Genomic DNA, 18,030 nt, shown 5'->3' with positions numbered 1-18,030 from the left:
CCCATGAACACCACACGGCCCGCCCAGGACTGGACGCAACTGTATTTGTCGACCTTGCAAAATTTACGCAGCACCTGGCCGCACAGTTGGCCGGGCTTGCCGGTGGTGTTGGAAGCTTGTATTCATCGGTTGTGGTCAGGCCATGCGCCAAAAGTTGCCAGTCATGCGGGCCCATTGTTGCAAGCGGCCCAGGCCATGGCCCGGCACATGGAAGACTTGGCGCAGCAAACAGCCGACGAGCCCCAGTACCACAACCGTTTGCACACGGCAGACGCACTCTGCGCAGTTTGTCTTTTGATGCAAGCCTTGCAAGACAAAGGCCATGTGCTTTCCGATGAATGGATAGCCGCCATTTTGTTGGCCGTGACGTCTCATGATGTGCTGCACCCGGGTGGCGCGAATGGTTTTTTACAAGAGTTCGAGCAACGCTCGGCTTTAGAGATGCGCCATGTTTCTGGACATTTGAATTTGGATCCGCTGTGGTTGGACCGCGTCACTGAAATGATCTTGCGCACCGACCCGTCGCTGGTGACTGGCAACCACGACAAGGTAAAAGGTCTGGCATTTGAAATGAATCTGGATTGGGCCTGTGTGTTGATCAACGAGGCGGATATTTTGGCCAGTGCCACGGCCCAGCATGGCAACGAGCTCGGTCATGCGTTGGCAGCAGAATGGGCTGTGAAAAAACATCCGCTCTCCAGTGTGGTCGGCACAGCCCAAGGACGTTTGCAATTTTTAGCGATGCTGCGTTTTTCAACGCCCGCCAGTGCGGCTTTCCAAATGCAAGCCCACGTTGCGGCGCAAATCGCCCAGCTTTGAAAGCAGACTAAATATCGTCGCGCAAAGCGTAGGGCAGGGGATGAAGTGCCAACACCGCGCCGCCGTCGGTGCCCACGGACAGCACCCCATCAGCGCCTGCTTGCTGCGCCGCATCAGCTGCACTGGTTTGCAAACACACCAAGGCCCAATGGCCGTGTTGGCTGTGCTGCACCGCTTGTGCCACCACTCCGGCAGGCTGGGCGCTGTCGGCAGCACTGAACACCTCTTGGCCGGCTTGCAAGGGCGCTGATGCATGGGCCAGGTAGGCGCGGCGTTTCAAGGTGCCGCGAAACTGGCTGCGGGCCACCACTTCTTGGCCGGGGTAGCAGCCCTTTTTGAAATTCACGCCGTCCACCGATTCGTAGTTCAACATCTGCGGCACAAAGGCTTCGAAGCTGGCGGCTTGCACATCGGCAATGCCACTCAGCACCTCGCCCAACAGCCAATCGTCCAAGGCCAAGGCTGGCAGGGCAGGGGCGCTGCCCATGGACAACAGTTGCAGGCTGCGCGACACGCCAGCAGCGGGGTAGAGCGTGACCGACCAGGCTTGTGCTGGGGCTGCCGGGTTGTTGACTGCTGCGCCAATCGCGCCTGAAGCGTCCATGGCCCGGCAAGTCCAGGGCTGTTCCGTGGCTGTCTCAAACACCCCCCACACGCCCAGATCCGCCGAGGCATCGCTCAGTTTGACTTTGGATCGCAACACAAACATGGAGAGGCGTTTCAAAGTTTGCGCCAGCAGGTCTTGGCGCATCACCAGCAACACGTCTTCAGAACCGGGTTTAAAGCCCACCATGCTGGCTTGCATGCGGCCTTTGGCGTTGCAAAACGCGGCCAAACGGGCGTGGTTGGCGTCGAGCAACAAGAAATCTTGCGTGAGTTGGTTGTGCAAAAAAGAAGCAGCGTCAGGGCCCGTGGCGCGAATCACACCGAGGTGTGGCAAGGGGCAAGCGCCGAGGCTGGAGAACGTGGGCAAGGCAGTGTGGTCGGTCATGCGTCCATTATCATGGCCGCTTTCAAATTCAGGCGGGATGGGCTTGTGAAACCAAGGTTTTGGCGCAGCATCAAAAGGGCCCTCAGCCTGCTGCTGTTGGTTGTTCTGCTGACAACCGGCGCGGCGGCTTGGTGGTTGTCGCAGCCCCTGCCTTTGCGCCAAGCCAGCGTCGATTTGTCCGTCGAGCCCGGCCAATCGGTGCGCACCATCGCGCAAAGCGCGGTCGCGGCCGGAGTCGATGTCCCCGCCAGCGTCCTCTATTACCTTTTCAAGCTGAGCGGTCAGTCGCGTCAAATCCGCGCTGGCAGTTATGAAATCAACGACAACACCTCCGCTTGGGACCTGCTGCAAAAGCTGGTGCGCGGCGAAGAAAACCTGCGCAGCATCACCCTGGTGGAAGGCTGGACCTGGCAGCAAGTTCGCCAAGCCTTGAACAAATCGGACCACTTGAAACACGACTCGGCTTCGCTGACGGACGAAGAACTCATGAGCCATCTCGGCCTGGCTGGCGTGGCCCCCGAGGGCCGGTTTTTCCCCGACACCTACATGGTCGGTAAGGGCACGTCCGATCTGAAGCTGCTGCAACGTGCGGCCCAAGCCATGCAACGTCAACTTCGCGAAGCTTGGGCAACCCGCGACATGGGCCTGCCTTTGAAGTCGGCCGATGAAGCGCTGATTCTGGCGAGCATCATCGAAAAGGAAACCGGCTTGGTGACTGACCGACCGATGATCTCCAGTGTGTTCATCAACCGGCTGCGCATCAACATGCCGCTGCAAACTGACCCGACCGTCATCTACGGCATGTTCGAGCGGTTTGACGGCAATTTGCGCCGCGTCGATTTGCAAACAGACCACCCTTGGAACACTTACACACGCCGGGGTTTGCCGCCCACACCGATCGCCATGCCGGGCAAAGGCGCCTTGCACGCCGCCCTGCACCCCGCCACCAGCCAAGCCCTGTATTTCGTGGCGCGGGGGGACGGCAGCAGCCAGTTCAGCACCAACTTGGAGGACCACAACAACGCGGTCAACCGCTACCAACGCGGCCAAAGCGCCAAGGCACAATAAGCCGCATGCAATCCGGTTTGTTCATCAGTTTCGAAGGCATCGACGGCGCGGGCAAGTCGAGCCACATCGAGGCCTTGGCACAGGCGTTCAAAGCCGCAGGCCGGGCTGTGCTTCAAACCCGCGAACCCGGCGGCACCCCACTGGCCGAGAAACTGCGCGACATGGTGTTGCATGACGCCATGGACCCGTTGTGCGAAGCCTTGCTGGTGTTTGCCGCCCGACGCGACCACCTGAACCACGTGATCGAACCGGCGTTGGCGCGGGGCGACGTGGTGCTGTGCGACCGCTTCACCGATGCCACCTTTGCCTACCAAGGGGCAGGGCGCGGCTTCAGTTTGGACGTGTTGGCGCAGCTCGAGCATTGGGTGCAGGCCTTGCCCTCGGGCGGTTTGCGCCAACCCGACATCACGGTGTGGTTTGCCTTGGACCCCGCCATTGCCGCCGAGCGCTTGAGTGCGGCGAGGCTGCCCGATCGGTTCGAGTCCCAGCCCTTGGCGTTTTTCCAAAGCGTGCACAACGGCTATGCCGCCCGTGCCGCGTCTAATCCGAAGCGCTTTGCCCAGTTGGACGCCAGCGCCAGCATCGAGGAGGTGCGCCAAGACCTGCTGGCCCAATTGCGCCAGCGCCAGGTGCTGCCATGAGCGGCTTAGCCCCTTGGCTGCAACACCAACTCACCGGCCTGATCCAACGCCCCGGCCACGCCTTGCTGCTGCAAGGGGCCTCCGGCTTGGGCCAGTACGAGCTGGGCCTGGCCTTGGCCGCCGCTTGGTTGTGCCACGCGCCTAAGTCAGCGGGCGCTTGCGGCGTGTGTCCCAGCTGTCATGGCATCGAGGTCCGTGCCCACGCCGATTTGAGCGTGCTCATGCCCGAAACCGACATGCTGGCCTTGAACTGGCCGCTGTCTGAAAAAGCGCAAAAAGACATCGACGACAAGAAGCGCAAACCAAGCAAAGAGATTCGCGTGGAAGCCATGCGCGACCTGCTGGGCTTCACCCAAACCACCGGGGCCAATGCCAACGGCAAGGTGGTGCTGATTTACCCGGCCGAGCGGATGAACACCATCACCGCCAACACCTTGCTGAAAACCTTGGAAGAGCCCGCAGGACGAACCCGATTCATCTTGGCCAGCGCCGCCGCCCACGAACTGCTGCCCACGGTGCGCAGCCGTTGCCAAGTGCACCCCATGCAGTGGCCCAGCAGCGCTGAAGGCTTGCGCTGGCTGGTGCAGCAAGGCCTGCCTGAAGGCGAGGCCACGGTGCTGTTGAAGGCGGCAGGCGGTCGGCCCGATGACGCCCAAGCTCTGTTTCAGCTGGGTTTTCAGGCCAAAAACTGGCGGGCGCTGCCCAAAGCTTTGCAGCGCGGCGACCCGGGCGTGCTGGCCGACAACGCCGCGCCCTTGGTGCTGTCGAGTTTGCAAAAAGTCTGTCACGACCTGCTGCACCTGGCCTGTGGTGCCGCGCCCCGGTTTTTTGACGCCGACGACCTGCCCAAACCCAGCAGCATGATGGCGCTGACCCAATGGTCCAAAGACTTGATGCAAAGCGCGAAAACCGTGGAACACCCCTACCAAGCGGGCTTGCTGATGGAAGCCTGGGTCAGCCGCGCCCAACGCGCCATGAACGCTCGCGCCTGATGGCCCCCAACCCCCTCTGACCCTTGGCATCTGTTTGCCACGAACCACCCCATGTACACCGATTCCCACTGCCACCTGAATTTCCCCGAGCTGCAAACCAACCTGGGCCAAATTCGCCGAGACATGGCGGATGCCCAAGTGACCCGCGCTTTGCTGATCAGCACCAAGCTGGAAACCTTCCCCGATGTGCACGCTTTGGCCATGGCCCACGAGAATTTTTGGTGCACCGCCGGTGTGCATCCGGATGAGGTCGATGTGCAAGAGCCCAGCCTGGACGACTTGCTGCGCATCGGCCAAAGCCCCAAGGTGGTTGGTATTGGCGAAACCGGCCTCGACTATTACCGCTTGGGCGAGCGCACCGTGGCCGACATGGCCTGGCAGCGCCAGCGGTTTAGACACCATATTCATGCGGCCCAACAACTTCGCTTGCCGCTGGTGATACACACCCGCAGTGCCAGCGAGGACACCTTGGCCATCCTGAAAGAAGAGGGCGAAGACGGCGGTGCCCAGGCCGTGGGCGGCGTGTTCCACTGTTTCACTGAAACGGAACAGGTGGCCCGGGCTGCGTTGGACCTGGGTTTTTACATCTCTTTCTCAGGCATCCTGACCTTCAAAAACGCCCAAGATTTGCGCGACATTGCGGCCTGGATGCCACTGGAACGCATCTTGATTGAGACCGACAGCCCCTACTTGGCTCCTGCGCCCCACCGTGGCAAGACCAACAACCCGTCCTATGTGCCCTGGGTGGCCAAGCAAATCGCCGATCTGCGTGGCCTGAGCCCAGAAGAAGTTGGCGCCCAAACCTCTGCCAATTTTGACCAACTGTTCAGCGGGGTACTGACCCCATGATTTACTTTAAGTATCTATTGTATATATCTGTTTTAATTGGATATTCTCTATCCAGTGCTGGAGCCTATGACGATTTTTTCAAGGCTGTTGAACTAGACCAGCCAGACAAGGTGCAACGCTTGCTAGAACGCGGTTTTGACCCCAACAGCCCCAATCCCAAAGGCCAACCCGCCTTGGTCTTTGCCATGCAGCAATCATCCAACAAGGTGGTGGATTTGCTGGTGAATTGGCCAACCACCAAGCTGAGCGTGAAAAACCCGCAAGGCGAAACACCGCTGATGCTGGCCGCGCTGAACAACAAATTGCCGCTGGCCAAATTGCTGATCCTGCGCGGCGCGGATGTCAACCAAGCCGGTTGGACGCCGCTGCATTACGCCGCCACCAGGGGGCACATCGAGATGATGCGCTTGATGATCGACAACAGCGCCTACTTGGATGCCGAATCGCCCAATGGCACCACGCCGCTGATGATGGCGGCGTATTACGGAACGCCAATGGCGGTGAAGTTGCTGCTGGAAGAGGGCGCAGACCCGCGCATCAAGAACAAGCTGGGACTGAGCGCCTGGGACTTTTCCGTCAACAGCAAAAACGAGGCTCAAAAAGCCGAAACCCAACAGTATTTGATGGCTTTTTCAGGGGTCTGGGCACAGAAATACCCCAGTCCAACAGGTGGACGGCAAAATTAATTGTTGCTGAATCCGATGAATCGGCTCACGACAACAGCGCCACGCAGTTCACCTGGTTTGAACCCCACGGCCTTGTCATGGGGGTAAAGCTCGTCGAGCTTGGTCTTGATTTCGGGGCTGATTTGTTCTGGATCGCCGTGACAAGCCGTGCATTGGGCTTGCATCACAATCGGTCTGGCATAGCGCAATTCCATGCGTGAACCGGCGCCAGCTTTCACAGCTTCTACAAATTCAATCTCCGCGGGCGGTTCGCCCCGTGCCAAGGATTCTTCAAGGTGTTTCAAGGCCTTGATTTGCCAGTCGATTGGCGTGCCCATGCTGGCATTTCGAGGCTTGTGGCTGATGCGGCGTATGGTGATTTTTTCTTCGTCACTGATGCGCTGCGCAATCGCCGGCGCTTCCACTTGGCAGACACCCAAGGCGTTGACCGGGCCGCCATCCTTCATGGCTGTTTGCAATTTCCCGCCAAGTTCTTTCAACATGGCCGAGGCTGCTTCACGGCTTTCCTTCATGGGGTTGGATCCTTTGAATTCGGCCAAGGCAAGGGGGGACTGCAACAGAACAACACCCAAACACAGGGCTTGGAGCATGGTCTGCACTTTGAATGAGGATGGGGTGTTTTTATTAGTTAACATAATATGCATCGTATCAAATGAATTCAGAAATGGCTGCTGGGGCAAACAAGTTCTGAATGTACCGCAGCTCTCTAAGGTTATTCAGTTTTTCTCGGCCGGCTTGAGTTGGATGGCTTTGTGCTCCAAGAACTCTTCAAAACCATACTTGCCGTTTTCCCGGCCATTGCCCGATTGTTTGTAGCCGCCAAACGGCGCGTTGCCATTGAACGGCGCGCCGTTGATGTCCACCTGGCCGGTGCGCATTTGTCGCGCCACACGCAGCGCGTGGGCTTCATCCGTGCTCCAAACGCCGCCGCCCAAACCATAAATCGAATCGTTGGCGATGCGGATGGCTTCGGCTTCGTCTTTGTAAGTCAGGATGACCAGCACGGGCCCGAAAATTTCTTCCCGGGCCAAGGTGTCCGTGGGCTGCACCCGCAAGACCGTGGGTTGCACAAAATAGCCTTTGGCCAACGGCGGTTTGTTGGGGCCACCGGCCACCAGCTCGGCGCCTTCGGCCAAGCCTTGCTGAATGAACGCAATGACCCTGTCGCGCTGAGCTGCGCTCACCAAGGGGCCCAAACGGCTGCCTTCCTCCAAACTGGCACCCAAGGTGAATTTGGCGATGGCTGCTTGCGCCAAGCTTTTAACCTCGTCATAGCGGTCTTCAGGTACCAGCATGCGGGTATGGGCCGAGCAGGTTTGACCGCTGTTGAGCAAACAAGCGTTGATGCTGCCTTTCACCGCGGCTTCAAAATCGGCGTCCGGCAGGATGATGCTGGCCGACTTGCCACCCAACTCCAGCGCCACGCGTTTGACCGAGTCGGCGGCCAACTCGGCCACCCGTTTGCCAGCGCGTGTGGAACCGGTGAAGCTCACCATGTCCACCTCGGGGTGGCTGGCCAACACTTCGCCCACCACCGGGCCCAAGCCGTTCACCAGGTTGAACACGCCTGCGGGCAGACCCGCGTCATGGATGATCTCGGCCAAGATCATGGCGTTGACCGGCGCGATTTCGCTGGGTTTCAAGACCACGGTGCAGCCTGCAGCCAGTGCGGGCGCAATCTTCAAAGTGATTTGGTTCAGGGGGAAATTCCAGGGCGTGATGCAGCCGACCACGCCGATGGGCTCGCGCACCACCAGCGAGTGGCCGACTTTTTCTTCATACACAAAGGCCCGCGCCACTTTGGCGGCGTTGCCCCAGTTGAACACCGGGCCGCCCACCTGCACCATCTTGGCCAGCTTGATCGGCATGCCCACCTCGCGGGCGATGGCCGTGGCCATCTCGTCTGAACGGGCCTTCAAACCCGCGACGATCTTGTCGATGAAGACGCAGCGTTCTTCCACGCTCAAACCCGACCAAGCGGGGAACGCTGCCCGCGCAGCCAAGACCGCTTGCGCGGCCTCCTCGGCCGTGCCTTGCGGGACGGTGGCCATCACCTCCTCGGTGCTGGCGTCGTGCACTTCAAAAACTGCAGTGGCCTGGGCTTTGTGCCAAGCGCCGTTGATGTAATGGCTGGGGTAGGTGGTCATAGAGGGCTGGGTGTCGCTTGTTGCCAAGCGCCGTTGATGTAATGGCTGGGATAGGTGGTCATGTTGAAAACATTTTCAGTGGGCTTGGTGTGCCCAGAGCAAAAAGGCTTCGCGGCCTTCGCGCAGCAAAGACACTTGTTGGCCCACAGGCAGGCACAGCTTGGTCGGCACATGGCCAAACGGCAGGCGGGTCAGCACAGGCGTTTTCAGCTGCGAACGCAGCCAGGCCACCACGCTGTTCAAGTTGTAACCCTTGTCGTGCGGGCTCAGTTTGAAATCGGTGAATGCCCCCAACACAATGGCTTTTTGCTGGGCCAAGATGCCCGCATTCAACAACTGGGTCAGCAAGCGTTCGATGCGGTAAGGATGCTCGGCCACATCTTCTAAAAACAGCACACCGCCCTGCACTTCGGGTATGTAGGGCGTGCCGACCAGGCTGCACAGCACGCTCAAGTTGCCGCCCCACAGCGTGGCGTCTTCAGCCAACAGGGTTTTCTTCGGCAAGTGTTCCAGGTCCGAGGCGGGCAAACGCCAACCGGCCCCTTCCCCCCTGCCCTGCGCCATGTCTTCAAAACAAGCCAGGGTGATCTCATCCAGATGCGCCGCGCCAAAGTCGCTGGCGGCGTGCGGGCCGGCCCAGCTGATGGCCTTGGTTTTGGCCAGCAAACCCATTTGCAAGGCTGTGAAATCGCTGTGCCCCACCCAATGGCTGCCCGCCTTGATGGACGCGGCGATGGCCTTGTAGGGGAGTTTTTTCAACAAGCGTGTGAGGCCATAGCCACCCCGTGTCGGCATGATGATGTCGGCGCCACTTGCGGCCGCGCGGCTGATGGCCAACAAACGCGTGTCGTCGTCGCCAGCAAAGCGCTGATCTGAGGTTTTGGCATCCGGATCAAGTTCCACGTCGTGGCCCAGTTTGCGCAGGCGTTTCTCGGCCAGGCGCAGGGCGGCTTTGTCGCGCAGTGCGCCGGAGGGGGAATAAATGTAGATGTGCATGATTTTTCTCTGAAGCGGCATTGTCGGTCAGTCTGCGGGCTGGTCGGCTGACCCGCATGTTGCTCCATCAGAGGCCGACACGTTCAAGCCAAATGTTGAAGCGCCAATGCCGCCACTTCAGCGCCGTGCTCTTGCACGAAGTGCCCCGCTTGTGGCAACAGCACCGGGGCTGGGCAACCCCGAATCTGCTGATGTAAATCGCGCATCACTGCTTCACCCAACACCGGGTCTTGCTGGCCAATCACCATCAGGCTTTTCCCCGTCCATTCGTTTTGCCAAAAGCTTTGGGCTTGGCGCGACACGGCCGCGCCTTCGCTGTCTTCAAACTCAGGGACCATGGCGGGAAAAACTCGCAAGGCCGCGCGGTGACCGGCATCGGGAAAGGGTGCGTTGTAGGCGACACATTCTTCGTCGCTCATCTGCGGATTGCCGCGCCCGAACAACCGCCCCACATCAAACAGCGGTTTGTCGGCGCACATTTGTCGCCACGCCAAAAAGCCGGGGCTCAAAGGCTTTTCACCGGTGGCCAAGGTGGTGTTCATCACCAGCAGGCCTTGGTAGCGCTGTGGCGCGGCCATCGGCAAGGTCAGGCCCAGCAAACCGCCCCAGTCTTGCACCACCAAGTGCACACGCTGCAAGTCCAGCGCTTCAATGAATTCGAGCAACACTTGTCGGTGCCATTCAAAATGGTGGGCGCTGTCTTTTTTCGGTTTGTCGCTCTTGCCAAAACCAGGCAGATCGGGTGCCACCACACGGTGGCCCGCATTCAAAAAGACCGGCAGCATTTTTCGATAGAGGTAACTCCATGCGGGGTTGCCATGCAAACACAGCCAAGTGATGGGCGCATCTGACGGACCCTCGTCCAAGTAGTGCATGCGCAGACCATTCAGGCTGGCCAAATCACTGATGTACTGCGCGGTCCAGGGATAGTCGGGCAGGTTTTCAAACCGCTGCTCGGGGGTGCGCAAGGCATCTTCTCGCAAGCGGGTGTTTGCGGCTTGTTGCTTGTGTTGCTGGCGCTGCGTCTTGAAAAAATCTTGCAGCATGGCACTGGCCTCTTCTGCCCTCACCCCGCCCGTGGCTTGGGTTTGGTGGTTGAGTTGCGGATGGTCAAACAAATTCAATACCGAGCCCGCCGCGCCGGTTTTCGGCTCTGCGGCACCCCACACGACACGCTTGAGCCGCGCATGCAGCATCGCGCACGCGCACATGGCGCAAGGCTCCAGGGTCACATACAGGGTGCAATCGTCCAAGCGGTAATTGCCCAATTTTTCAGCAGCCGCACGCAAGGCCAAGATCTCGGCATGGGCGCTGGGGTCGTGCAAACCGATCGGGGCGTTGTGCTCTTGCGCCACCACTTCGCCGTTCTTCACCACCACCGCGCCCACGGGCACTTCCCCGGCTTCACGGGCTGCTTGGGCCTGCTGCAAGGCCAAGCGCATGAAATCGTCGTCGAGCTTGGACATGGTTGTTTGGTTGATTGGAGAAGTCATGACCATGGGGACAAATTCAGGTTGCTTCCATGTTAACCAAGGCGCTCCGGCACCGGGCCAACAACCATCCGCGCTCAGCCTTCTGGCCCGTTTTTTCAGTCGCGCTGGTAATTCAGCAAGCGGCCTCGGTAGGGCGTGGTGTCGTGCAAGGGGCTCAGGATGTCGCTTTGGGTCAAGCCAAAACCATGCAGCTGCATGGCCTTGTGAAAGGCCGAGCGCTGGCCACGGTTGGGATCGATGATCAACACCTGCGCATGCGCTGCGGCGTGGCTTTGAATGAAGCCTGCCAACTGCGCGGGGTGGTCCCGCTCATACAGCACGTCGCTGCCGATGATCAGGTCAAACTCGCCCAGCAAGGGATTGCTGCGCTCCCAATGACCTTGCACATAAGGCAGCACAGGCAAACCGTTCAAGCGCAAATTGGCGCTTAAAAACCGTTGGGTATAGGGGTGGTAATCGGAGGCGGTGACCGCACCAAAGCGTCGGTGAATCACCAAACTGGCCAAGCCCAAACCACAGCCAATTTCCAAGATGCGTAACTTTTCAAGCGGCCAGGTCTGCATCAGGTCGGCCATTTTTTGCGCCGACGGCCAGACCAAGCCAAAGAGCGGCCAAGTGGCCGAGGACACGCCTAAGGCCAAGGCAATGCCGTCTGGGTCGTGGAATTGTTGTTTGTCCAACAAGGAGCGGATGTTCAAAGCTGCGCCACCGGCGACTTCGACGCGTTCTTGTTTGACGAGGTAGCCCAATCCGATGTCGGATGGGCTGGGGCTCAAAACCGCCGCTTCCGGGGACCGGTGGGGCCTTTGCCTTCAATGTGTCTGAAGGTGATACGGCCTTTGGTCATGTCGTAGGGGGAGAGTTCAAGGGTGACCTTGTCGCCAGCCAAGATGCGGATGTGGTGCATGCGCATCTTGCCTGCGGTGTAGGCCACGAGTTCGTGGCCGTTGTCCAGAGTGACACGGTAGCGCGAGTCGGGAAGCACCTCGCGCACCAGGCCGGACATTTCCAACATTTCTTCTTTGGACATCTGAATGTCTGAGAGTCTGTTGGATTAGTCGGCTGTTTTGATGTTGGACGCTTGCAGGCCTTTGGGGCCGGTGGTCACTTCAAAGCTCACGCGTTGACCTTCAGCCAGGGTTTTGAAACCTTGGTTTTGGATCGCGGAAAAATGGGCAAATAAATCTTTGCCGCCGTCTTCAGGAGTAATAAAGCCAAAACCTTTGGATTCGTTAAACCATTTCACTGTACCTGTTGCCATTTAGTGCATTTCTTTAAAAAAAAGGGAAGCCCCCCTCGGGGTCGAAGGTCAAGAAGCGTGTGACGAAGGGAGAAATACCTAGAAGGGCAGAACTAGAAACGAACAACAACGACATAACTTGATAATCGAAGCCGCGACTATGCCTGTGTTTACAACATAAAGCAATCTTTATTTCAATTTATTGGGCTAATATGGGCGATATGAGTGAAATACGCGTCTTGAAACAGGTTTTGCAGCAGCACAAAACCATCGCCGTGGTCGGTTTATCCGCCGATTGGTTCCGCCCCTCCTACTTCGCGGCCAAGTACATGCAAGAGCATGGTTACCGCATCGTGCCGGTCAATCCCAAGTACCCCAGCATCTTGGGCGAGACCTGTTACCCCGATTTGGCCGCCATCCCCCACCCCATCGACATGGTCGATGTCTTTCGCAAACCAGCCGACACCCCTGCCATCGCTGAACAAGCCGTGGCCATTGGTGCCAAGACGCTGTGGCTGCAACTCGGCGTGGTGAACAAAGACGCCCAAGCCATCGCCGAGCAAGCAGGCCTGACCGTGGTGATGGACCGCTGCGTGAAAATTGAACATGCCCGTTTGTTTGGTGGCCTGGGTTGGTTTGGCGTCAATACGGGCGTCATCTCTGCGCAACGACAAATTCCTCCGAGCTTCACACCCCATGGCTGATCGCACATTTGGCTTCGACACGCTCAGCTTGCACGCTGGGCAAATTCCGGATGCAGCCACCGGCAGCCGCGCTGTGCCCATCTATCAAACCAGCGCCTATGTGTTTGACAGCCCCGAGCACGCGGCCAGTTTGTTCAACCTGCAAACCTTTGGCAATGTGTATTCGCGCCTGAGCAACCCGACGGTGGCGGTGTTCGAGGAGCGCATTGCTTCGCTGGAAGGCGGCCGCGCTGCGGTGGCCACCGGCAGCGGCATGTCGGCGCAAATGATTGCGTTGCTGAATGTCTGCGAAGCAGGCGACCAAATCGTGGCGGCCCGCACCCTGTATGGCGGCACCCACACGCAGCTGAGTGTGAACTTCAAAAAGTTGGGCATCGAGACGGTCTTCGTCGACTCGGAGGACCCCGAGAACTTCGCTCGGGCCATCACCCCCAACACCAAGGCTTTGTATGCCGAAACCTTGGGCAACCCTTCTTTGAATTTGCTGGACATTGAAGCCGTGGCCCGCATTGGCAAGCAAGCAGGTGTGCCTTTGTTCGTGGACAACACCTTCGCCAGCCCTTACCTGTGCCGTCCGTTTGAATGGGGAGCGGCCATCACCTTGCATTCGGCAACCAAGTTCATCGGCGGCCACGGCACGACCATGGGTGGCGTCATCATTGAATCAGGCAAGTTCCCCTGGGACAACGGCCGTTTCCCCTCGATGACCGAGCCCTCCCCCGGCTACCACGGTGTGCGGTTTTTCGAAACCTTTGGCGACTTTGGTTTCACCATGAAGTGCCGCATGGAGGGCATGCGCACCTTTGGCCCAGCGCTCTCGCCTTTCAACGCTTTTTTGTTGTTGCAGGGCGTGGAAACGCTGTCGCTGCGCATGGACCGCCATTGCAGCAGTGCCTTGGCAGTGGCGCAATATTTAGAAAAACACCCGAAAGTGGCTTGGGTGAATTACCCCAGCCTGCCCAACCACCCCGACCATGCACTGGCCAAGAAATACATGCCCAAAGGTGCAGGTGCGGTGCTGAGTTTTGGCGTGAAAGGTGGCACCGCCGCTGGTCAAAAATTCATTGAACACGTGAGCTTCTTGTCCCACTTGGCCAATATTGGCGACGCCAAAACCTTGGTGATACACCCCGCGTCCACCACGCACCGGCAGTTGTCTGAAGCGCAGCAAATTGCCGCTGGTGTGCCACCCGACTTGATTCGCTTGAGTGTGGGTTTGGAAACGCTGGACGATATTTTGTGGGACATCGATCAGGCCTTGGCCAACACCTGAAGCCCTCTTGAGAAGGGCGCTGCCTCTATGACGAAGGCAGATGCCTCGGGACGCCAATCAACCCCAAATAAACCAAACCACAATCGCCGTGATCAGGGTGTACTTGGTCAGCTTGTAGGCCGTGCGGTTCCATTGTTTGAAAGAGCGGCGTTTCGTTTCAAGCTTGTCGTGGTAGCGTGTGAGTTTGTTGATGGCACCGGTTTGATCCCGGCCATCGTTGGGTGAACTGGCCGCTGACATCACCACCCGGCTGAACCATTTGTTGAGCGAAGCCACCCACTGAGCGGTGACAGGGCGCTCGACATCGCAAAACAAAATGATGCGGTTGTGTTCGGTGTGGTTGTAGGCCTCGTGGATGTAGGTTTCGTCAAACACCACGGCTTGGCCATCGCGCCAACTGTGGCGTTGCCCGTCCACGTCGATGTAGCAGGCATCGTCATTGGGTGTGACCAGGCCCATGTGAAAGCGCACAGAACCAGCATAGGGGTCGCGATGGCGATTGAGTTTGCCACCAGGGGGCAACTCGGCAAACATGGCGGCTTTCACCGTTGGGATGGACTGCAACAGCGCCACGGTTTTCGGACACAGCTCCAGGGCCGAAGGGTGCTGCGCGTCATACCACTTCAAGTAAAAACGCTTCCAACCGTATTTGAAAAACGAATTGAAACCCAGGTCGTCGTGGTTTTCCGCCGCTTTGATGCGCTGCATCTCGGACAATTTCAGGGCTTCATCGCGAATCTCTTGCCAATGGTCTTCCAGTGCTTTGAGCTCTGGAAATTCGCTCATGGGGATGTAGGGCGTGGTGGGCACGCGCGAGAACATCACCATCAAGGCATTGAGTGGAGCCAGCAAGACCGAATGGTCTAGGAACACGCGCCGCAAGGGCAAGCGCACCTGGCCTCGGAAATGACCGAAGAGCACAGCGGCCAACCAAGTGGAGACGATGATCCATTTCATGGTGTTCACTTTACTCCCACTCGATGGTCGCTGGTGGTTTCGAACTCACATCCAGCACCACCCGGTTGATGCCGCGCACCTCGTTGATGATGCGGCCCGACACTTTTTTCAGCAAGGCATAGGGCAACTCCGCCCAGTCGGCGGTCATGAAATCGCTGGTCACCACGGCCCGCAAAGCCACCACATGGTCGTAGGTGCGGCCGTCGCCCATCACGCCCACGCTTTTGACCGGCAAGAACACCACAAAGGCCTGGCTGGTGGCTTCGTACCAATTGCGGGGGTGTTGGCCGCCTGCAAATGCCACGGATGCAGGGTCGCCCTCGAAAGGCGTGTTGCGCAATTCTTCAATGAAGATGGCGTCCGCGCGGCGCAGCAAGTCTGCGTACTCTTTTTTTACCGCGCCCAGAATGCGCACGCCCAAGCCTGGGCCTGGAAAGGGATGGCGGTAGACCATTTCGCGCGGCAGTCCCAAAGCGATGCCGAGTTCGCGCACCTCGTCTTTGAACAAATCACGCAAAGGTTCGAGCAGCTTCAAGCCGAGTTGCTCGGGCAAGCCGCCCACGTTGTGGTGGCTTTTGATGGTGACGGCTTTTTTGGATTTGGCACCGCCGCTTTCAATCACATCCGGGTAGATGGTGCCTTGGGCCAAGAAACTGGCCCCCTTGTGGCCCCCACGACCTGCTTTGAGCTTGGCCGCTTCTTGTTTGAACACCGTCACAAATTCTGCGCCAATGATTTTGCGTTTGGCCTCGGGGTCGGCCACACCGGCCAGCTTGCCCAAAAACAAATCACTGGCATCCACGCGAATGACGTGCGCATGCAACTGGCCCACAAACATGTTCATCACCATGTCGCCTTCGTTCAGGCGCAGCAAACCGTGGTCCACAAACACACAGGTGAGTTGGTCGCCAATGGCGCGGTGAATCAGCGCTGCAGCCACCGAGGAATCGACGCCGCCTGACAAGCCCAGAATGACTTCTTCATCGCCCACCTGCTGGCGAATACGCGCCACGGCTTCTTCCACGTAGTTGCCCATCACCCAATCGGGTGAGGCTTGGCAAATATCGAGCACAAAGCGGTTCAGCATGGCTCTGCCCTGCACCGTGTGGGTCACTTCGGGGTGAAATTGCACACCGTAGAAATGGCGGCTTTCATCGGCCATGCCCGCAATGGGGCAGCTGTCGGTGCTGGCCATGAGCTTGAAGCCAGTGGGCAGCTCAGTGACTTTGTCACCGTGGCTCATCCAGACTTTGAGCATGCCGTGGCCTTCAGACGTGGTGAAGTCGGCGATGTCTTTGAGCAAATCGGTGTGGCCGCGGGCCCGCACCTCGGCATAGCCAAATTCGCGGGTGTGTCCGGCTTCCACTTTGCCGCCGAGCTGTTGAGCCATGGTTTGCATGCCATAGCAAATGCCCAGCACGGGCAGACCCAGCTCGAACACGGCGTCGGGGGCGCGGTCGTCCACCTCGTAAACACTGGCATGGCTGCCGGTCAAGATGATGCCTTTGAGCCGATGGTCTTGGGCGTATTGGCGCAGCCAGTCGTCGGTCACATCGCAAGGATGTACCTCGCAGTACACGTGGGCTTCACGCACACGGCGGGCAATCAGTTGGGTGACTTGCGAGCCGAAATCAAGAATCAACAGGGTGTCGTGGGACATGGGCTTCACCTGGCGACAGGCGTCATCGAAAAGTTATTCAGCGCGGTAGTTCGGCGCTTCTTTGGTGATTTGCACGTCGTGCACATGGCTTTCGCGCATGCCCGCCGCAGAAATCTCGACAAATTCGGCTTGCTGGCGCATCTCTTCAATCGTGGCGCAACCGCAATAGCCCATCGAAGCCCGCACGCCACCGGCCATTTGGTAGACGATGCTGACCATCGAGCCTTTGTAGGGCACTCGGCCTTCAATGCCTTCGGGCACCAACTTGTCGGCGTTCGGGTTGCCCGTGGTGGCTTCTTGGAAATAGCGGTCGGCACTGCCTTGCTGCATGGCGCCAATGCTGCCCATGCCGCGATAGCTTTTGTAACTGCGGCCTTGGTAGAGGATGATTTCGCCCGGCGCTTCTTCGGTACCAGCAAACATGCCACCCATCATGACGGTGGAAGCGCCTGCGGCGATGGCCTTGGCAATGTCACCGCTGTAACGGATGCCGCCGTCGGCAATGAGAGGGATGCCCGAGCCTTGCAAGGCCATGGCCACGTTGTTGATGGCGGTGATTTGGGGCACGCCCACACCGGCCACGATGCGGGTGGTGCAAATGGAGCCCGGGCCAATGCCCACCTTCACTGCATCCGCTCCGGCTTCGGCCAGCGCGAGTGCCGCCGCACCGGTAGCGATGTTGCCGCCCACCACATCAATGTGCGGGTAGTTTTGCTTGACCCAACGCACCCGCTCGATCACGCCGTGGCTGTGGCCATGGGCGGTGTCGACCACGATGGCGTCCACCCCAGCTTTGACCAGCGCTTCAACGCGCTCTTCGGTGCCTTCGCCCACGCCAACCGCTGCGCCAACACGCAAACGGCCGGAGGGGTCGCGTGCTGCATTGGGGAAACTGGTTTGCTTGGTGATGTCTTTGACCGTGATCAGGCCTTTCAGTTCGAACGCGTCATTCACCACCAAGAGGCGTTCGAGTTTGTGTTTGTTCAACAGCGCCTTGGCTTGCTCGGGGGTCGTACCTTCGGGCACCGTGATCAGGCGTTCACGTGGGGTCATGATGTCTTTGACTTGCACGTCATAGCGGGTTTCAAAGCGCAAATCGCGGCCACTGACGATGCCGACCACTTTGCCGCCGTCGCAGACAGGGAAACCAGAAATGCCCATTTGATCCGACATGGCCATGACCTGACGCACCGTGTGTTGCGGGGTGATGACGACAGGGTCGAGCAACACGCCGCTCTCATAGCGTTTGACCTTGGCTACCTCAGCGGCTTGCTGTTGCTCCGTGAGGTTTTTGTGGACGATACCCATGCCGCCTTCTTGGGCGATGGCGATGGCCAAACGGGCTTCGGTGACCGTGTCCATGGCGGCAGACACCAGGGGCAGGTTCAGGGCGATGCGGCGCGAGAATTGGGTGGAAAGCTGGGTGTCCTTGGGCAGGACTTTTGAAAAGGCGGGGACCAACAACACGTCATCGAAGGTCAGCGCTTTGCCAAGTAGGCGCATAGGATGTCTCC

Annotated in this window: 19 protein-coding genes; 8 read left to right on the top strand and 11 right to left on the bottom strand. The window is 58.9% G+C overall.

All coding sequences use genetic code 11. The features are described from left to right. Positions 1-3 precede the first annotated feature (3 nt). Entirely contained in the window at positions 4-819 is an 816-nt protein-coding gene (locus AC8GFP_RS01220) for a hypothetical protein (RefSeq protein ID WP_506609467.1), read from the top strand. A gap of 7 nt (positions 820-826) precedes the next feature. On the opposite strand, the gene ygfZ is transcribed toward AC8GFP_RS01220, so the two are convergent. Further along, positions 827-1,810 carry a CAF17-like 4Fe-4S cluster assembly/insertion protein YgfZ gene (gene ygfZ / locus AC8GFP_RS01215; RefSeq protein ID WP_506609465.1) on the bottom strand — a complete coding sequence of 328 codons (984 nt, stop codon included), beginning with the start codon at positions 1,808-1,810 and terminating at the stop codon, positions 827-829. 12 nt (positions 1,811-1,822) lie between these two features. Here ygfZ and mltG point away from each other — a divergent pair, with 12 nt between their 5' ends. From mltG to AC8GFP_RS01190, 5 genes are read left to right on the top strand one after another with little or no spacing between them, the layout of a single operon-like run. Next, a complete protein-coding gene (mltG, locus tag AC8GFP_RS01210; RefSeq protein ID WP_506609463.1) occupies positions 1,823-2,878 on the top strand; it encodes an endolytic transglycosylase MltG in 1,056 nt (351 codons plus the stop codon). A gap of 5 nt (positions 2,879-2,883) precedes the next feature. Continuing rightward, positions 2,884-3,519: a dTMP kinase gene (gene tmk, locus AC8GFP_RS01205; protein ID WP_506609461.1), complete on the top strand. Its 636-nt coding sequence runs from the start codon at positions 2,884-2,886 to the stop codon at positions 3,517-3,519. Next, the gene (locus AC8GFP_RS01200; protein ID WP_506609459.1) at positions 3,516-4,511 is read left to right on the top strand and encodes a DNA polymerase III delta subunit-related protein; all 996 of its coding nucleotides are present in this window, start codon (positions 3,516-3,518) and stop codon (positions 4,509-4,511) included. Before tmk ends, AC8GFP_RS01200 begins: the two co-directional genes overlap by 4 nt. 51 nt (positions 4,512-4,562) lie before the next feature. Continuing rightward, complete coding sequence (locus tag AC8GFP_RS01195; protein ID WP_506609457.1) at positions 4,563-5,360, top strand: TatD family hydrolase; 798 nt, start codon at positions 4,563-4,565, stop codon at positions 5,358-5,360. Beyond that, the gene (locus tag AC8GFP_RS01190) at positions 5,357-6,046 is read left to right on the top strand and encodes an ankyrin repeat domain-containing protein (protein ID WP_506609455.1); all 690 of its coding nucleotides are present in this window, start codon (positions 5,357-5,359) and stop codon (positions 6,044-6,046) included. The genes AC8GFP_RS01195 and AC8GFP_RS01190 overlap by 4 nt, the downstream gene beginning before the upstream one ends. On the opposite strand, the gene AC8GFP_RS01185 is transcribed toward AC8GFP_RS01190, so the two are convergent. The 7 genes from AC8GFP_RS01185 to cspE form a co-directional block, all read right to left on the bottom strand. Next, complete coding sequence (locus AC8GFP_RS01185; protein WP_506609453.1) at positions 6,043-6,636, bottom strand: Tll0287-like domain-containing protein; 594 nt, start codon at positions 6,634-6,636, stop codon at positions 6,043-6,045. The two genes, AC8GFP_RS01190 and AC8GFP_RS01185, sit on opposite strands and share 4 nt — an antisense overlap. Before the next feature lie 126 nt (positions 6,637-6,762). Beyond that, the gene (locus AC8GFP_RS01180; protein ID WP_506609451.1) at positions 6,763-8,193 is read right to left on the bottom strand and encodes an aldehyde dehydrogenase family protein; all 1,431 of its coding nucleotides are present in this window, start codon (positions 8,191-8,193) and stop codon (positions 6,763-6,765) included. Between the two features lie 75 nt (positions 8,194-8,268). Further along, positions 8,269-9,189 (bottom strand): LD-carboxypeptidase, encoded by a 921-nt coding sequence (locus AC8GFP_RS01175; protein ID WP_506609449.1) that lies wholly within the window; start codon positions 9,187-9,189, stop codon positions 8,269-8,271. An 83-nt stretch (positions 9,190-9,272) separates the two neighbouring features. Next, on the bottom strand, positions 9,273-10,655 hold the full coding sequence (gene tadA / locus AC8GFP_RS01170) for a tRNA adenosine(34) deaminase TadA (protein WP_506609447.1): 1,383 nt from the start codon (positions 10,653-10,655) through the stop codon (positions 9,273-9,275). A 122-nt stretch (positions 10,656-10,777) separates the two neighbouring features. Then, a complete protein-coding gene (locus AC8GFP_RS01165; RefSeq protein ID WP_506609446.1) occupies positions 10,778-11,458 on the bottom strand; it encodes a class I SAM-dependent methyltransferase in 681 nt (226 codons plus the stop codon). Next, a complete protein-coding gene (gene infA / locus AC8GFP_RS01160; protein ID WP_506609444.1) occupies positions 11,455-11,712 on the bottom strand; it encodes a translation initiation factor IF-1 in 258 nt (85 codons plus the stop codon). Before infA ends, AC8GFP_RS01165 begins: the two co-directional genes overlap by 4 nt. A 24-nt stretch (positions 11,713-11,736) precedes the next feature. Continuing rightward, complete coding sequence (gene cspE, locus AC8GFP_RS01155) at positions 11,737-11,943, bottom strand: transcription antiterminator/RNA stability regulator CspE (RefSeq protein ID WP_506609442.1); 207 nt, start codon at positions 11,941-11,943, stop codon at positions 11,737-11,739. A gap of 200 nt (positions 11,944-12,143) precedes the next feature. Between cspE and AC8GFP_RS01150 the strand changes: the two genes are divergently transcribed. Continuing rightward, positions 12,144-12,626: a CoA-binding protein gene (locus AC8GFP_RS01150; protein WP_506609440.1), complete on the top strand. Its 483-nt coding sequence runs from the start codon at positions 12,144-12,146 to the stop codon at positions 12,624-12,626. Then, the gene (locus AC8GFP_RS01145) at positions 12,619-13,899 is read left to right on the top strand and encodes an O-acetylhomoserine aminocarboxypropyltransferase/cysteine synthase family protein (protein WP_506609438.1); all 1,281 of its coding nucleotides are present in this window, start codon (positions 12,619-12,621) and stop codon (positions 13,897-13,899) included. The genes AC8GFP_RS01150 and AC8GFP_RS01145 overlap by 8 nt, the downstream gene beginning before the upstream one ends. A gap of 57 nt (positions 13,900-13,956) precedes the next feature. Here AC8GFP_RS01145 and lpxO read toward each other — a convergent pair whose 3' ends face one another. Genes lpxO through guaB form a run of 3 tightly spaced genes read right to left on the bottom strand, consistent with a single transcriptional unit; the run spans position 13,957 to position 18,019 of the window. Beyond that, positions 13,957-14,856: a lipid A hydroxylase LpxO gene (lpxO, locus tag AC8GFP_RS01140; RefSeq protein WP_506609436.1), complete on the bottom strand. Its 900-nt coding sequence runs from the start codon at positions 14,854-14,856 to the stop codon at positions 13,957-13,959. 10 nt (positions 14,857-14,866) lie between these two features. Continuing rightward, positions 14,867-16,516 (bottom strand): glutamine-hydrolyzing GMP synthase, encoded by a 1,650-nt coding sequence (guaA, locus tag AC8GFP_RS01135; RefSeq protein ID WP_506609433.1) that lies wholly within the window; start codon positions 16,514-16,516, stop codon positions 14,867-14,869. 33 nt (positions 16,517-16,549) lie between these two features. Next, on the bottom strand, positions 16,550-18,019 hold the full coding sequence (gene guaB, locus AC8GFP_RS01130; protein WP_506609431.1) for an IMP dehydrogenase: 1,470 nt from the start codon (positions 18,017-18,019) through the stop codon (positions 16,550-16,552). Positions 18,020-18,030: the final 11 nt, after the last annotated feature.

The sequence above is a fragment of the Limnohabitans simekii (SeqCode) genome (assembly GCF_965234735.1).
Taxonomy (GTDB): Bacteria; Pseudomonadota; Gammaproteobacteria; order Burkholderiales; family Burkholderiaceae_C; genus Limnohabitans; species Limnohabitans simekii.
Note: the sequence above shows the minus strand (reverse complement) of the source record. Positions and strands in the feature narration are given on the sequence as shown.